The 14,166-nt window shown below is 66.3% G+C and carries 11 protein-coding genes; 4 read left to right on the top strand and 7 right to left on the bottom strand.

What is annotated here, in order from left to right:
* Nucleotides 1-181 precede the first annotated feature (181 nt).
* Nucleotides 182-1,441: a TerC family protein gene (locus CZ674_RS05230; RefSeq protein ID WP_407640214.1), complete on the top strand. Its 1,260-nt coding sequence runs from the start codon at nt 182-184 to the stop codon at nt 1,439-1,441.
* Here the strand turns inward: CZ674_RS05230 and CZ674_RS05225 are convergent.
* From CZ674_RS05225 to smc, 7 genes are all read right to left on the bottom strand, one after another.
* Complete coding sequence (locus tag CZ674_RS05225) at nt 1,417-2,316, bottom strand: DUF817 domain-containing protein (RefSeq protein WP_086991478.1); 900 nt, start codon at nt 2,314-2,316, stop codon at nt 1,417-1,419. The genes CZ674_RS05230 and CZ674_RS05225 overlap by 25 nt on opposite strands.
* Nucleotides 2,313-3,416, bottom strand: a complete 1,104-nt coding sequence (locus tag CZ674_RS05220) for a class I SAM-dependent methyltransferase (RefSeq protein WP_086991477.1) — start codon at nt 3,414-3,416, stop codon at nt 2,313-2,315. Before CZ674_RS05220 ends, CZ674_RS05225 begins: the two co-directional genes overlap by 4 nt.
* A 12-nt stretch (nt 3,417-3,428) precedes the next feature.
* Nucleotides 3,429-4,184 (bottom strand): iron ABC transporter ATP-binding protein, encoded by a 756-nt coding sequence (locus CZ674_RS05215; RefSeq protein ID WP_086991476.1) that lies wholly within the window; start codon nt 4,182-4,184, stop codon nt 3,429-3,431.
* Nucleotides 4,181-5,212 (bottom strand): iron chelate uptake ABC transporter family permease subunit, encoded by a 1,032-nt coding sequence (locus CZ674_RS05210; RefSeq protein WP_086991475.1) that lies wholly within the window; start codon nt 5,210-5,212, stop codon nt 4,181-4,183. The genes CZ674_RS05215 and CZ674_RS05210 overlap by 4 nt, the downstream gene beginning before the upstream one ends.
* Nucleotides 5,205-6,200 carry an ABC transporter permease gene (locus CZ674_RS05205; RefSeq protein WP_086991474.1) on the bottom strand — a complete coding sequence of 332 codons (996 nt, stop codon included), beginning with the start codon at nt 6,198-6,200 and terminating at the stop codon, nt 5,205-5,207. Before CZ674_RS05205 ends, CZ674_RS05210 begins: the two co-directional genes overlap by 8 nt.
* A gap of 12 nt (nt 6,201-6,212) precedes the next feature.
* Nucleotides 6,213-7,193: a siderophore ABC transporter substrate-binding protein gene (locus CZ674_RS05200; RefSeq protein WP_086991473.1), complete on the bottom strand. Its 981-nt coding sequence runs from the start codon at nt 7,191-7,193 to the stop codon at nt 6,213-6,215.
* Between the two features lie 120 nt (nt 7,194-7,313).
* The gene (gene smc, locus CZ674_RS05195) at nt 7,314-10,787 is read right to left on the bottom strand and encodes a chromosome segregation protein SMC (RefSeq protein ID WP_086991472.1); all 3,474 of its coding nucleotides are present in this window, start codon (nt 10,785-10,787) and stop codon (nt 7,314-7,316) included.
* A gap of 116 nt (nt 10,788-10,903) precedes the next feature.
* Here smc and CZ674_RS05190 point away from each other — a divergent pair, with 116 nt between their 5' ends.
* The 3 genes from CZ674_RS05190 to CZ674_RS05180 are packed head-to-tail and all read left to right on the top strand — an operon-like array spanning nt 10,904 to nt 14,150.
* Complete coding sequence (locus CZ674_RS05190; RefSeq protein WP_086991471.1) at nt 10,904-11,983, top strand: GNAT family N-acetyltransferase; 1,080 nt, start codon at nt 10,904-10,906, stop codon at nt 11,981-11,983.
* A 5-nt stretch (nt 11,984-11,988) separates the two neighbouring features.
* Nucleotides 11,989-13,083: a GNAT family N-acetyltransferase gene (locus CZ674_RS05185; protein WP_086991470.1), complete on the top strand. Its 1,095-nt coding sequence runs from the start codon at nt 11,989-11,991 to the stop codon at nt 13,081-13,083.
* Nucleotides 13,080-14,150 carry a GNAT family N-acetyltransferase gene (locus CZ674_RS05180; RefSeq protein WP_086991469.1) on the top strand — a complete coding sequence of 357 codons (1,071 nt, stop codon included), beginning with the start codon at nt 13,080-13,082 and terminating at the stop codon, nt 14,148-14,150. The genes CZ674_RS05185 and CZ674_RS05180 overlap by 4 nt, the downstream gene beginning before the upstream one ends.
* Nucleotides 14,151-14,166: the final 16 nt, after the last annotated feature.

The raw sequence follows: 14,166 nt of genomic DNA, 5'->3' as shown, positions 1-14,166 counted from the left end.
GCCTCCATGCTAGGCGAGTCAAGTGGGCTACACTCGACAGCGCAACGGGAGTACCCCATCTCGCAGCATCCGTCATCACGTTGGGCAGTGCAGTCCGACCGGGTGTTGCGGCGCAGACAGGCTTCATGCCTTGCGCGGGAGAGACGGAGGCAGTTCCCCGTACCCTCCACAAAGGAATTCAGTGACTCCGTACGCCATCTTCGAGATCGTCTCCATGTCGATCCTCGTCGCAATCCTGATCTTCGATCTCCTCATCGTCGTCAAGCGCCCCCACGTTCCCTCCATGAAGGAGGCGACCGTCTGGGTGGCGATCTACGTCTCGCTGGCACTCCTCTTCGCGGGAGTGCTGTTCGTCATGGGCGATTCGCAGAAGGCTGGCGAGTTCGTCACCGGCTGGCTGCTCGAGTACTCGCTCTCGATCGACAACCTCTTCGTCTTCATCATCATCCTGGCCAAGTTCGCGGTGCCGAAGGAGATGCAACAGCGCGTGCTGATGATCGGCATCATGATCGCGATCGTGCTCCGCGGCATCTTCATCGTCGTCGGCGTGCAGATCATCGAGTCGTTCTCGTGGGTGTTCTACATCTTCGGCGCCTACCTCGTCTACGTCGCCTGGAAGCAGGCGTTCGGTGGCGAAGAGGACGAAGGCGCCAAGGACAACCTGCTCATCCGCATCCTGAAGAAGCGCGTGCGCATGACCGACGAATGGCGCGGCGGCAAGGTTCGCATCCAGTACGAGGGCCACCGCTACTTCACGCCGATGCTCATGGTCATCCTGGCGCTCGGCACGACCGACCTGCTCTTCGCGATCGACTCGATTCCCGCGATCTTCTCGGTCACGACCGATCCGTTCCTGGTCTTCGCCTGCAACATCTTCGCGCTCATGGGCCTTCGCCAGCTCTACTTCCTGCTCGGCGGCCTCCTCGACCGCCTGGTGTACCTCCACTACGGCATCGCTGCGATCCTCGGCTTCATCGGCGTGAAGCTCGTCTTCCACGCGATGGAGGCAAACGAGCTCCCGTGGCTGAACGGCGGAGAGCCCATCGGGTGGGTCCCCCACATCGAGACCTGGCACTCCCTGGTCGTGATCGTGGCCGCCATGGCCATCGCCATCGTCGCGTCGCTCGTCAAGAACCGCATGGATGTAAAGTCCGGCGGGGCCGATGCCGAACCGCTCCACTTCGGTCCTTCGGACGCCGAGGTCGACGAGTCAGGTCACTATCACATCGTCAACGCGGCCGGCACGTCGTTCATGCGCCCCCTCCAGCTCGATGAGAGCAACGGAGCCGTGCGCATCGTCGACGCTCAGGGCAACGAGGCGCACCCCGAGGAGTTCGATCGCGAGACGCTGCTCGACGCGGTGAAGACCGACCTGTCAGACGAGCAGCGCGACGCCCTCCGTCGCGAGTACGACAGTCAGGACCCGACCTCTTCGTCCTGATCGGGACTGCGGGGCCTGTGCACGAACGTGACCAGGACGACCGAGATGATCATCAGCAGGAACCAGCTGACGATCTTCTGGGGCGAGACCATCGTCCAGCCGTCGACCTGGTCAGGGTATGCCCAGGCCCCCGCAGAGGTCGCGATGTTCTCTGCGAACCAGATGAACACCGCAACCAGCGCGAACGCGACCAGCACGGGCATCCGGAATCGCCGCCTGTGCACCCTGAAGTGCATCATGCATCGACCCCACGCGATCACGACAGCGCCCAGCAGCAGCCACCTGAAGTCGAAGACGTAGTGGTGGGCGAAGAAGTTCGCGTAGATGAGCGCGCCGATGACGATCGTGACGGCCAGCGGCGGGTAGTGGCTGAACCGCAGGTCGAACATGCGCATCGTTCGCACCATGTATGAGCCGACTGACGCGTACATGAAGCCTGTGAACAGGGGCACAGCGCCCAGCCGAAGCACCCCTTCGGCTTCGTAGGACCACGAGCCCACGTCGGTCTTGAACAGCTCCATGCCGGTTCCTGCGACGTGGAAGAGCATGATCACCCACAGCTCCCGCGCGGTCTCGAGCCTCGTCGCGAGCATGACGACCTGGATCAGCACTGCGTAGACCGTCAGCGCATCATTTCTCGCAACGGCAGCGTCGTCTGGCCACCAGAGCCTCGCAGCCACGATTCCCACGAGCATCAGCGCACCGAACACGCAGGCCCACGCCTGCTTGGCGCCGAACACGAGCAGCTCGAGCACCACCCGTCGCCACCTGGAGCGGCCGCGTCTGCGCAGGCGCTCCGCGGCCCACGCGTCGATCGCGCGCTCGACTCCCGTGAACTCCTGCCGGCGCGGGTTGCGGGGGCTCGTCTCGCTCATGCGCGCGTCGCAGTGACCGTGAACTTGCTGTTTCTCACGATCTGCCGCGTCTGCCCCAGCGAATCGAGCAGGCCCCGATAGCCGAGGTGGCTGTTCCACACGCACCACAGCTCGCCGCCAGGAGCCAGCACGCGCATGGCGTCGGCGATCAGCCGCTCGGCAATGCCGGTGTGCACCGTGGCGCCGATGTGAAACGGCGGGTTCAGCAGTACGAGCTGCGCCGAACCCGAGGCAACGCCCTCGAGGCCATCGGCGCGCGTGACGGACATGCGCTCGGCAAGTCCGTTCGATTCGGCGCTCGCGCGGGCAGAGTCGACAGCGGCGGCGGATGCGTCGAACGCGTGCACGAGCAGCTGCGGTCGCTGCAGCGCGAGGGTGGCTCCCAGCACCCCCGTGCCACAGGCGAGATCGATCACCTCGGCAGCCTCCGGCATCTGGCTGAAGCACTCGATCAGGGTCTGCGCCCCGATGTCGATGGATGCGCCGGCGAATGCCGCTCCGTGCGCCACGACCGTCACCTGTGTGCCGCCCGCGTCGTGCGTCTCGCGCCTCGGCCATGTCGGCGCGGCAGCACGAGGCCCGGATGCATGCAGCACGCGAGCCTTGCGCACGCCGCGCGACGCCTGCACCGTGTCGAAGCTGCGCGCGAGCACGTCGTTCATGCCAAGGCTCATGTGCTTGACGCGGCCGCCTGCCACGACACGGACACCCGGATGCGCGTGTGCGGCAATCAGCTCAGCGATCTCTTCCAGCGCGTTCAGCGACCGGGGCAGCTGCACCAGGACGAGCCGCGCATCCGACACGAGTGACGACGCGAGCGGCAGCTGCTCGAACTCCGAGCGGCCCGCATGGCCAGCATTGCCCAGCAGTGCTCGTTCTCCCACGATCGAGTCCTGGTGCACGCGCACGTGCCTCGCGCCTCGCACGAGCGCACCCAGCGTGAGCGCGCCGTAGCGGTCGCCGACGACGGTGACGCCGAGCCCGCTGAGATCGCCTGCCTCATCGAGGATCAGCGCGTCTGCCGAATCATATGCGAAGAGGTTGTCGGCTTCGACGTCGGGATGCCGGCTGAGCGAGGCGAAGAGTGCGTCTTGGGTCACGCAACGATCATCTCAGTAGTAGACCGCGAGCTTGCCGTTGGGTCCTTCGACCATCTGCACAGGGGTGTCGAAGACACGGGTCAGGGTGTCGCGGGTCATGACGTCGTCGGCGGGCCCGAACTCGACGATACGCCCGTCTTTCATGGCGCAGATGCGGTCGGCGTAGTGGCCTGCGAAGTTGATGTCGTGCACGACGATGACGATCGTGCGTCCCAGCTCGTCGGCCGCCCGCTTCAGGTGCTTCATCATCTGCACCGAGTGACGCAGATCGAGGTTGTTGAGCGGCTCGTCGAGCAGCAGGTACTCCGTGTCCTGCGCCAGCACCATCGCAACGTATGCGCGCTGTCGCTGACCGCCCGAGAGCTCATCGAGGTAACGGTGCTCGAGGCCGTGCATGTCGACGAAGTCGATGGCCCGACTCACGTGCTCCTCGTCTTCTGGCTTCAGCCGCCCCTTGGTGTGCGGAAAGCGCCCGAAGCCGACCAGCTGGCGAACCGTGAGCCGGGTGATGAAGTGATTCTCCTGCCGCAGGATCGAGACAACGCGCGCGAGCTCCTTCGACGGCGTGGTGCCCACACCATGGCCGCCGATCTCAATCGAGCCAGCGTCGGGCTTCAGCAGCCGCCCCATCATGGTCAGCAGGGTCGACTTGCCCGCGCCGTTGGGGCCGACGAGCGCCGTCACTCCCCCGCGCGGGATCTCGAGATCGACCGGGCCGATCGTCACTTCGTCCCCGTATGACTTGCAGACGCCCTGCAGCTTGATCACAGTCTGCCCTTTCTGAGAATCACGATCAGGAACACGCTTCCGCCGATGAGCTCGATGATGATCGAGACCACTCCCTGTGCGTAGAACACGTGCCTCATGATGAAGTACGACCCGGCGAGCACGACGAATCCGATCAGCACCGCGATCGGGAAGATGCGCTTGTGATCGTAGGTGTCGGCGAACTGGTATGCGAGGGTCGCGACGAGGAATCCGAGGAAGGTCATGGGGCCGACCAGCGCCGTCGACACGGCCATCAGCACCGACACCAGCAGCAGCGTGATCATGACTTCAGACCTGTGCCTGATGCCGAGCGCTGTGCTCACGTTGCGCCCGAGCGCCACGACGTTCAGCCGTCGCGACCGCAGCCAGAGCAGCGCTGCTGCCGCAATGCACAGCGGGATCGCCACAGGCAGATCGTCGGGGTTGGCGTTCGAGACGTTGCCGAACAGGCGGGCTGTGAGCACGTCGAACTCGCTGGGCGTCAGCAGCCGCTGCATGAACGCCGAGACTGATCCGAGCCCTCCTCCGATCACGATGCCGATCAGCAGCATGACGTGGATGCTGCCGAACCTGCCCGAGAGCAGCCAGCCGTAGAGCAGCAGCGAGAAGCCGACCATGAGCGCGATCTGCAGCACGAACTGGATGCGCCCCTGCACGGCGAGGATGCCGGCGGCACCGAGAAAGTAGACAGATGACGTCTGCACTGCGACGTAGAGCGACTCGAAGCCCATGATCGACGGTGTGACGATGCGGTTGTTCGTGACCGTCTGGAAGCTCACGGTCGCGGTCGCCTGGCACACGGCGACGACCCCCATGACGATGATGCTCGTGCCGCGCAGCTCGGCGACCTTCCAGAAGCCCGCAGTGCCGAACGGCACCGGGTTGTCCCAGACGAGCAGCCCCGCGCCGAAGACGACCGCGAGGACGATGAGCGATGCGAGCACGATCGCATAGCGGCGTCGCGCCCTTGGGGATGGCAGCGGGCCCGACTCGCGCGTCGTGTCGACGGCCTGCGCTGTTTCAGCCACGACGGCGCTGCTTCAGGATCAGGGCGACGAAGACAACGGCTCCGAGGATGCCCAGGATGAGCGACACCGGCACCTCGAACGGTGCGATGATCGTGCGGCTCACGAGGTCGCAGACGGTGACGATGGCGATGCCCAGCAGGCACACCCACGGCAGATTGCTGCGAAGGTCGTCGCCGCGAACCATCGAGACGACGTTCGGCACGATGAGCCCGAGGAACGGGAGGTTGCCGACCACGACGGTGACCACGCCGGTGGCGATCGCGATCAGCACGGTGCCGAGCAGCACGACGCGGTGGTAGTTGAGCCCGACATTCGTCGAGACCTCTTCGCCGAGGCCTGCGATCGTGAATCGGTCGGCGACGAAGAACACGGCGGCTGCGACGACCGCGACAACCCAGAGGAACTCGTACTGGCCGCGCATGACCGACGTGAAGCTGCCCGCGAACCACACGCCCAGGTTCTGCAGCGTGTCGGTCTGCAGCGCGATGAAGGTCGACACGGATGCGACGACAGCGCCCAGCATGATCCCCACGATCGGAACGATCAGCGACGACCTGAGCGAGACGCGTCGCAGGAACAGGAAGAAGACCATCGTGCCGACGAACGCCGCCAGCACTGCGCCGAGCATCCGCATCGAGATGCTCGCACCGGGGAACAGCAGCATGACCGCAAGCAGGCCGAGGCCCGCCCACTCGGTCGTGCCCGTGGTCGTCGGCTCGACGAACCGGTTCTGCGTCAGCAGCTGCATCACCAGGCCCGACATCGCCATGGCCGCACCGGCCAGCATGATCGCCACGGTGCGCGGGATGCGCGTGATCGCGAACATCTCGCCGCCGTCTTCAGCACCCACGACGTCGTAGACACCTGTGTAGAGCGACAGCACCAGGAGGCCCACGACGACTGCGACGCCGACCAGCAGCTTCCAGTCGAGAAGACGCTGCCGCGACCGAGAGCGTGTCTCTCGGTCGGGCAGCGTCTGGCTCGTCATGAAGGGGGTGCGCTACTTCGCGGCCTCGAGGGCGTCAGCGAAGTCGTTGAAGAACTCTGTGTAGGTCTGAAGTCCCTCGTTCGTGTAGGTGTCTGCTGGCATGTAGACGATCTGGCCCTGCTCGACTGCGCTGACGCGGGCGAGCGCCTCGGAGTCTTCGATGACGGATGCGGCGGGCGAGTACTCGGGGTCGTCTGCCGACACTGCCGCGTCGCGGTCCATCACCAGGATCCAGTCCGGGTTTGAATCTGCGACAGCCTCGACCGAAATGTCGTCGCCCTGGTGGTCGTCGCTCGCGTCAGCGACCTCGAGTGCCGGAGTGAGCGCGAGGATGTCGAACACGGGACCCAGCGTGCGGCCGACGCCAGGTGCGAGGTAGCCGAGCTCTCCGCCGGAGGCGTTGAGCGCCATCACGGTGTCTGCCGAATCGTATGCGGCGGCTGCACGGTCGATGGCGGCGTCGAAGTCGGCGACCATGGCGCTGGCTTCGTCCTGCTTGTCGAAGATCTCGCCGAGCACCGTGATCTGGCGCTTCAGCTCATCGGCGAATGGCTCGCCCTCACGAGGCTCGAGGTCGACGATGACGGCGTCTGGTGCGAGCTCAGCCATCTGCTCGTTGAACTGCGAGAAGCGCTGCCCCGAGATGATGAGGTCGGGCTGCACCGCCACGATCTGCTCGAGGTCGGGCTCGCGGTGGTTGCCGATGTCGATGAGCGACTCATCGGTCGTGTAGCCGATCGTGTCGGGCATGAGCGAGACGGCTGCTGCCGAGAGCTCGATCCCCCAGGCGTCGAGCGTCTCGAACGAGCGGTTGTCGAGGGCGATGACGGATGTGGGGTCAGCCGGAACCTCGATCTGACCGGAGTTGTCTTCGACGGTGATCGTGTCGGCTTGCGGCGCCTCTGCCGCTTCTGTGCCGGTGGCGCATCCTGTCAGGGCAACTGCGGCGGCTGCGAGGGCAGACACGGCGATTATCGATCGGTTCTGAGACATGACTGTTTCCTTTTGTCAGATGGCAGCTGTGCGCATCGCCGTTGCAAGTTCACGGCAGAAGAATGGGTGCTCCGTCAGTGGCAGCGCCCAACGTTCCCAATCTATTAGGTAAGGCTTACCTTAGTCAACTTCGCGGGTCGTTCTCTGACCGACGACCTGCGTGATCCCATCCTGGCGCATCGAGACGCCGTAAAGCGCATCCGCGATCTCCATCGTGCGCTTCTGGTGCGTGATGATGATCAGCTGGCTCGAGTCGCGCAGACGCTCGAAGACGCCGAGCAGACGACCGAGGTTCGCGTCGTCGAGGGCGGCTTCGACCTCGTCCATGATGTAGAACGGGCTCGGCCGCGCCTGGAAGATCGCAACCATGAACGCGACCGCAGCCAGCGACCGCTCGCCGCCCGAGAGCAGCGAGAGGCGGTCGATCTTCTTGCCAGCGGGCCGCACTGTCACCTCAACCCCCGTCTCGAGCAGGTTGTCGGGGTCGGTGAGCGCGAGCGAGCCGCTGCCGCCCGGGAACAGGATCGGGAACACCTCGTTGAAGGCCGCCTTGGTGTCTTCGAATGCCTCGCCGAAGATGCGCTCCATCTTGACGTCGAGGTCACCGATGATCTGCTGCAGGTCTTCGCGGGTCTGCGTCAGGTCGGTGAGCTGCTCGGTCAGAAACTGGTGTCGCTGCTCGAGCGCTGCGAACTCTTCGAGCGCCAGCGGGTTGACCTTGCCGAGCCGCGCGAGTCTGCGCTCGGCCTCCTTGAGTCGCTGCTGCTGCTCGCTCCTGTCGAAGTCCTCCCCTGGCTCGTACTCGCTCAGCAGGTCGTTCTCTGACAGGCCCAGCTCGCTCGCGCTGCGCTCGACGAGATTCGACAGCTGCAGCCGCTGCTCGTACGTCTGCATCTCGAGCCCGTGCACGTCGTCAGTGAGTTCGCGGATGCGGTCGGCGAGTTCGGACTGCTCGCGTCGCAGTGCTCCGAGAGCTTCAGAGTTCTGTCGCCGCGACGACTCCTTGTGCGCGAGCTCGAGCCGTGCCTCTTCGAGCGACCCGTCGATCGACTGCAGCACTCGCGGCAGCGCGTTCGCGACCCGCTCGGCGCGAATCCTTCCGCGCTCGCGGAGCACAGCGCGACGTGCCTGCTCCTCGGCGCGGGCGCGCTGCGCCTCGATCTCGCGGCCGAGATCGGCGGCCCGCTGGCGTTCGGTGCGGACTCGCTCTCGTGCCGTCTCAAGCTGGATGCGCAGCTCAGTCTCGTCGCTCCGTGCGGTCTCGAGCTCGTCGACGAGTTCGCCTCGGGCAGATGCATCGAGCATGGGGCGAGGCTGCTGCTCGAACTCCTCGAGACCCCGCTGCGCATCGGCAACGGCTCGTGTCGCCGCCTCAGCCTGCGCTTCGGAGTCCGCAAGGGCCTGTGTGGCACGGGTCAGCTCGGCCTTGGCCGACTCAAGCTGTGCCCGGGCCCGTGATCGCTCCTGGCCCCGTGCAGCACTTGCCGCATCGTGCTCGCGCAGTCGGTCGAGCGACTCCTGCGCAGACCGCTTGGCCTCCTGCTGGTCGTGGCGGATGTCGTCGAGGGCACCCGCATCGGCTTCGATCTCGACCGAGAGCGAGTCGAGCGCAGTCTGCGCCTCATCGCGCTGGGCCGCCAGCTCGAGCCGGGAGGTGTCCTTGCCGGAACCGCCCCTGACGATGTGCTCGGTCATCACGTCGCCGGATCGCGTCACGACGGTGATCGGGCCGCCCAGCTCGAGCGCTGCAAGCTCGGGGCCCGCAGAGGCCGCCTGCTGCAGGTCATCGGCGATGAACGTGAATGCCAGGATGCCGCGCACGCCCTCTGGCGCCTCGAGCACGTCATACGCGTGCTTCAGGGTGGTCTTCGGTGCGCGCTCGACCATGGTCGCCGCGCCAGCCACGACGAGCTCGGCCCGGCCCAGGTCTCCGCTCGCAGCAGACTCAGCGGCTGCGACAGCGTGATCGCGACTCTCGACGAGCACTGCTTCGGCGAGGGAGCCGAGCGCCGCCGCTATCGCCGCCTCATAGCCCTTCTTCACGGTGATCCGCTCGGCGACGGTGCCGAGCACCCCGTCGAGGCCCGCTTCGAGAATGGCCGACGCGGCGCTCTTGGCCTGCAGCGCCATCGACAGTGCCTGCGCCTTGGCAGCCAGCGAATCGCGCTCGCGCTCCTTCGCGTGCAGCTGCTCACGGCTCGAGTCGAGCCCTTGCTGCAACGCCGATGCGCGCTCGTCTGCGGCCCTGTACGCGGCTGTGAGCGCATCCGTGTCTCCTGCGTCGCCCTCGTCGTCGCCTGCCTCGGCCGCATGGGCTTCTGCATGCTCGAGACGCTCGCGCGCCTGCTCGACCGCCGCCGCTCTGCGCTCGCGGTCGTTCTGCCGTGCGCTCTGCGTCGACGTGGCGACCTCAACGGCCGAGCGCTTGCCTGCCAGCTCGAGGTCGTGCTTCGACACGAGCGCCGACTGCTGGGCGATCTCGTCATCGAGTGCGTCGAGGCTGGCCTTGGCGCGCGCAACCGCAGACGCCTTGGCCGCCGCCAGCGACTGCAGCTCGGCAACGCGGTCTTCGTACTCAGCCGCCTCGCGCACTGCGGCGTCGACAGCCTCAGCCGTGACTCCGCCGTGATCGGCCTGTGCGTCGTCGTCGGATGCCGCAAGGAGCGTTCGCTGCTGGTTCGCCAGCGCCTCGAGCGACTGCAGCCTCGTGCGCACGCTCTCGAGCCGGTGCACGATCGTGCGCGCCTTGTCGACTTCGTCGCCGATCATCTGCTCTTCGATCCGGCCTGCTCGAAGCTTCGCGCGGTCGAGCTGCTCCTGCAGCACGAGTCGCTCGTTCTTTCGCTGCTGCTCAGACGTCGACGCCTTCTCGAGGGTCTTCTTGAGCAGACCGACCTCGTATGCGTAGAGCTGCGCCCTGGCGTCGCGCACGTCTGCCTGCACCGTCTGCGCCTCGCGGGCGATCTCGGCCTGCGCCCCGAGCGGCTTCAGCTGCCTGCGGATCTCGCCGATCAGGTCGCCCAGCCTCGTCAGGTTCTGCTGCATGGCCTCGAGCTTGCGCAGCGTCTTCTCCTTGCGGCGACGGTGTTTGAGAATGCCGGCGGCCTCTTCGATGTAGCCCCGGCGGTCCTGAGGGGTCGCCTGCAGCACGTTGTCGAGCTGGCCCTGCCCGACGATCACGTGCATCTCTCGGCCGAGCCCCGAGTCGCTCAGCAGCTCCTGCACGTCGAGCAGGCGCACCGACTCGCCGTTGATCGCATACTCGCTGCCTCCGTTTCGAAACAGCGTGCGCGAGATCTGCACCTCGGTGTACTCGATGGGCAGCGCGCCGTCGGTGTTGTCGATCGTGAGCTCAACGTGCGCACGCGACAGCGGCCCCTGTGTCGAGGTGCCAGCGAAGATGACGTCTTCCATCTTGCCGCCGCGCAGCGTCTTCGCGCCCTGCTCGCCCATGACCCATGCGAGTGCATCGACAACGTTCGACTTGCCAGACCCATTGGGGCCGACGACCGCGGTAACACCGGGTTCGAACTGAAATGTCGTGGCGCGCGCGAACGACTTGAAGCCCTTCACGGTCAGGGTTCTCAGATACACGGCACTCCTTGCCACGACACTCGGATCGCACAAATCTATCGCGAGGATGCCCTCTCGATGTATTCTGCAAGGCTGCCCGGCGCGAAACTCGTCAGCTGCGAGCGGCCTAGGACACCATGAGCATGCGCATCGACGAAGTCGCCCTGCCCGAGAGCATCGACGACGAGTCAGCGGCTGCCGCGCTCTTCCGCGGCTTCGTCGACACCCGCAATCTGGTGCGCCGCGAGGCCTGGGGCGGGTCGGCAGATCTTGACTTCTCGTACCGCGAGACGTTCATGAGCGCGCGCGACAGCGTCGAGGAGCGGCAGCACCGGTTCGCGGCAGTCGTCGACGATCGGGTTGTCGGCGTGTGCCGCGTCGAAGTGAGCCGCCACGAGATGGATGCACCGGCCCGTCTGCTGATCAGCGTGCTCCCCCAGCACCGCAGGCAGGGCATCGGATCCGCGCTGCTGACGGCCGCAGCTGCAGTCATCCGCGACGAGGGCCGTGCGTACACGCAGCTGGGCGTCGAGCATCCGGAGGGGCCTGGCCCCAGGCTGGTCGCATCGACGGGGCACGGCAGCATTCCTGCCGACAACGCGGAGGCGCAGGCACTGACGAAGGCCGGCTTCACGCTCGAGCAGGCAGAGCGTGTGAGCCGGCTCGAGCTCGATGCTGCCTCTGTCGAGCATCTCGCCGAGCAGCTCGAGGCCGCGACGACGCGGTCTGCCGGGTATCGACTCGAGACCTGGCAGGGCAAGACCCCCAAGCATCTGCTGCAGACCATGGCCGCGCTCGGCGCCCGCATGTCTACCGATGCGCCCGCCGGCGGCCTCGAAGCGGTCGAAGAGGTCTGGCACGCAGATCGGCTTGCCGCATTCGAGCACAACGAGATCGACGGTCAGGGCAGACGCTATCTGCAGGGCGCCGCGTTCGACGGCGACGAATCCGTCGCCTACACGAAGCTGCTGCTGCCGAACACCGGCACCAGGCAGGCGATACAGCAGGACACACTCGTGCACGGCGACCACAGGGGCCACAGCCTCGGGTTGCGAGTCAAGGCCGCGAACCTGCTGCAGCTGCGCCAGGAGCATCCCAACTTCGACCGCGTCATCACCTGGAACGCAGAAGAGAATCAGCACATGCTGGCCGTCAACGATCAGCTCGGCTTCGGCCGGGTTCTGGTCGAAGGCGCCTGGCAGCGAAGAGAACGATGAGTCACATGAGCACCCTGCAGATCACCATCGCTGAGCGCGAGCTCCCCGAGAATGTCGACGACACGAGCGAGTCAGCACGGCTCTTTCGCGAGTACGTCGACCTTCGCAATGCGATCAGCAGCGAGCAGACCGGAGGGGCAGACGACTTCTCCGCGACCTATCGCGAGTCGCTCGGGCAGGCGAAGGGCCAGACCTCAGAGCGTCAGCACCGGCTGCTGGCGATCCACGAGGGGCACGTCATCGGCATAGGAGCAGTCGACGTCAGCCTCCACGAGCTGCAGGCGCCTGCCTACGCCGACGTAGGCGTGCACGAGGGCTTCAGGAGCCGTGGCGTCGCAGCCGCGCTGCTTGCAGAAGTCGACAGGCTCCTGCACGAAGAGGGCAGAAGCGCCACGCAGACGTGGGTCGTGCATCCCCCGGCGCCCGGCCCGACTCGCACGGCCGCAACTGGCTGGGGCGTCGTTCCGGCAGACACGCCATCAGTGCGCTTCCTCGAGCGCGCCGGATTCGCCCTCGAGCAGGTGGAGCGCATGAGCTCCCTGAGGCTCGGAGCCGAGTCGCCTGCGATGTTCGAGCGGATGCGCGACACGGCCGCCGAGAAGGCTGACGGATACAGCGTGCGAACCTGGTCAGGACGCACCCCCGACGACGAGCTTGAGTCGCTCGCGCAGCTGCATGCTCGCATGTCGACCGATGTTCCGGCGGGCGCACTCGAGGTCGAGCCCGAGCAGTGGGACGCCAAGCGCCTGGCCGACTACGAGCAGAACGCATTGGAGCACATGCAGCGGCAGCTGCTGCACGCTGTCGCCTATGACGCGCACGGTGCCCCGGTCGCGTTCACGCTGCTCTCCTTGGGGGCTGGCCGCGAGGTGGCCTTCCAGGAGGACACACTCGTGCACGCAGACCACCGCGGACACCGACTCGGCGCGCTCGTCAAGGCCGCAAACCTGCTGCAGCTGCTTGAGAAGCACCCCGAGCGCACGAGGGTGACGACCTGGAACGCCGAAGAGAACAGGCACATGCTCGATGTGAACGAGCAGCTCGGGTTCGAAGCCATCGGATTCGAAGGCGCCTGGCAGCGTCGGGAGGCAGCAGCATGATGCAGATCACCACACTCGAGCTGCCCGACACTGCCGACGAGCAGTCGCATCGCGGCGACTTCTTTCGCGCCGCAGTCGAGTTGGTCGCGCGATGCAACGAGGCCGTCTACGGAGCAGCCTCGCCCGTGCTCAACAGCCGCTTTGCCCTCACCATGCGGCAGGGCACGTCAGCGGAAGCGGTCACGACCCTCGTCGCCGCAGACGATGGCAGAGTGCTGGGTCTCGCCGACCTCTTCCTGCCGCAGACCGAGTCGACGCACACATCCGACACCATGCTGTTCGTCGATCCGAGCCTCGATGCCGCACGCCGGGAGGACGTCTGCGAGCAGCTGGTGGACGCAAGCGTTGAGCACGCCAAAGGCATCGGCCGCACGATCGTGCTCGGCGGCGGCGAGGCAGCGGCCGACGGCGAAGTCATGGCCGAGACCGGTTTCGGCGGCGTCTCGCGCAGCGACCCGGAATCGGCGGCGTGGCTCCGTCGCGGAGCAGCGCTGTCGCAGGTGTACCGGTCGAGCTGGCTTCGCCTCGACCGCCTCGAGAGCCTGCAGTCGCAGCTCGACGCGGCCGCCGCATCCGCCGCCGGCTACCGATCGCTCGTCTGGACCGGCGAGACTCCCCCGCGCCACAGACCCGACATGCGGCACCTGCACGAGCGCATGTCGACCGACTCCCCCACAGGCTCACTAGAACTCGAAGCGCAGACCTGGTCGGATGCGCGACTCGCCGAGTTCGAGCGGCACAAGATCGGCGGCGGGCGAACGCTGCTCACCGCTGCGGCGGAGCACATCGAATCCGGCGAGCTCGTGGGCTACACGCAGATGCTCATCGCAGAGGACGGGCTGGCAAGACAGCACAACCTGATCGTGCTGCAGGAGCACCGGGGCCATCGGCTCGGCATGCTGATCAAGCTCGCCGGGCTCGACCAGCTGATTCGGGAGGCACCCCACGCCACGGCGGTCACCACCATGAATGCCGAGGAGAACCGCCACATGCTGCGCGTCAACGAGCAGGTCGGCTTCGAGACGGTCACGCACCTCGCCGTGTTTCAGCTCAGGCTTGGCTCCTGAGCCCGCAGCCGTGACA

It is taken from the genome of Agrococcus casei LMG 22410, from assembly GCF_900163565.1.
Taxonomy (GTDB): Bacteria; Actinomycetota; Actinomycetes; order Actinomycetales; family Microbacteriaceae; genus Agrococcus; species Agrococcus casei.
The sequence above is the reverse complement of the archived record's forward strand: the minus strand, read 5'-3'. Positions and strand labels throughout refer to the sequence as shown.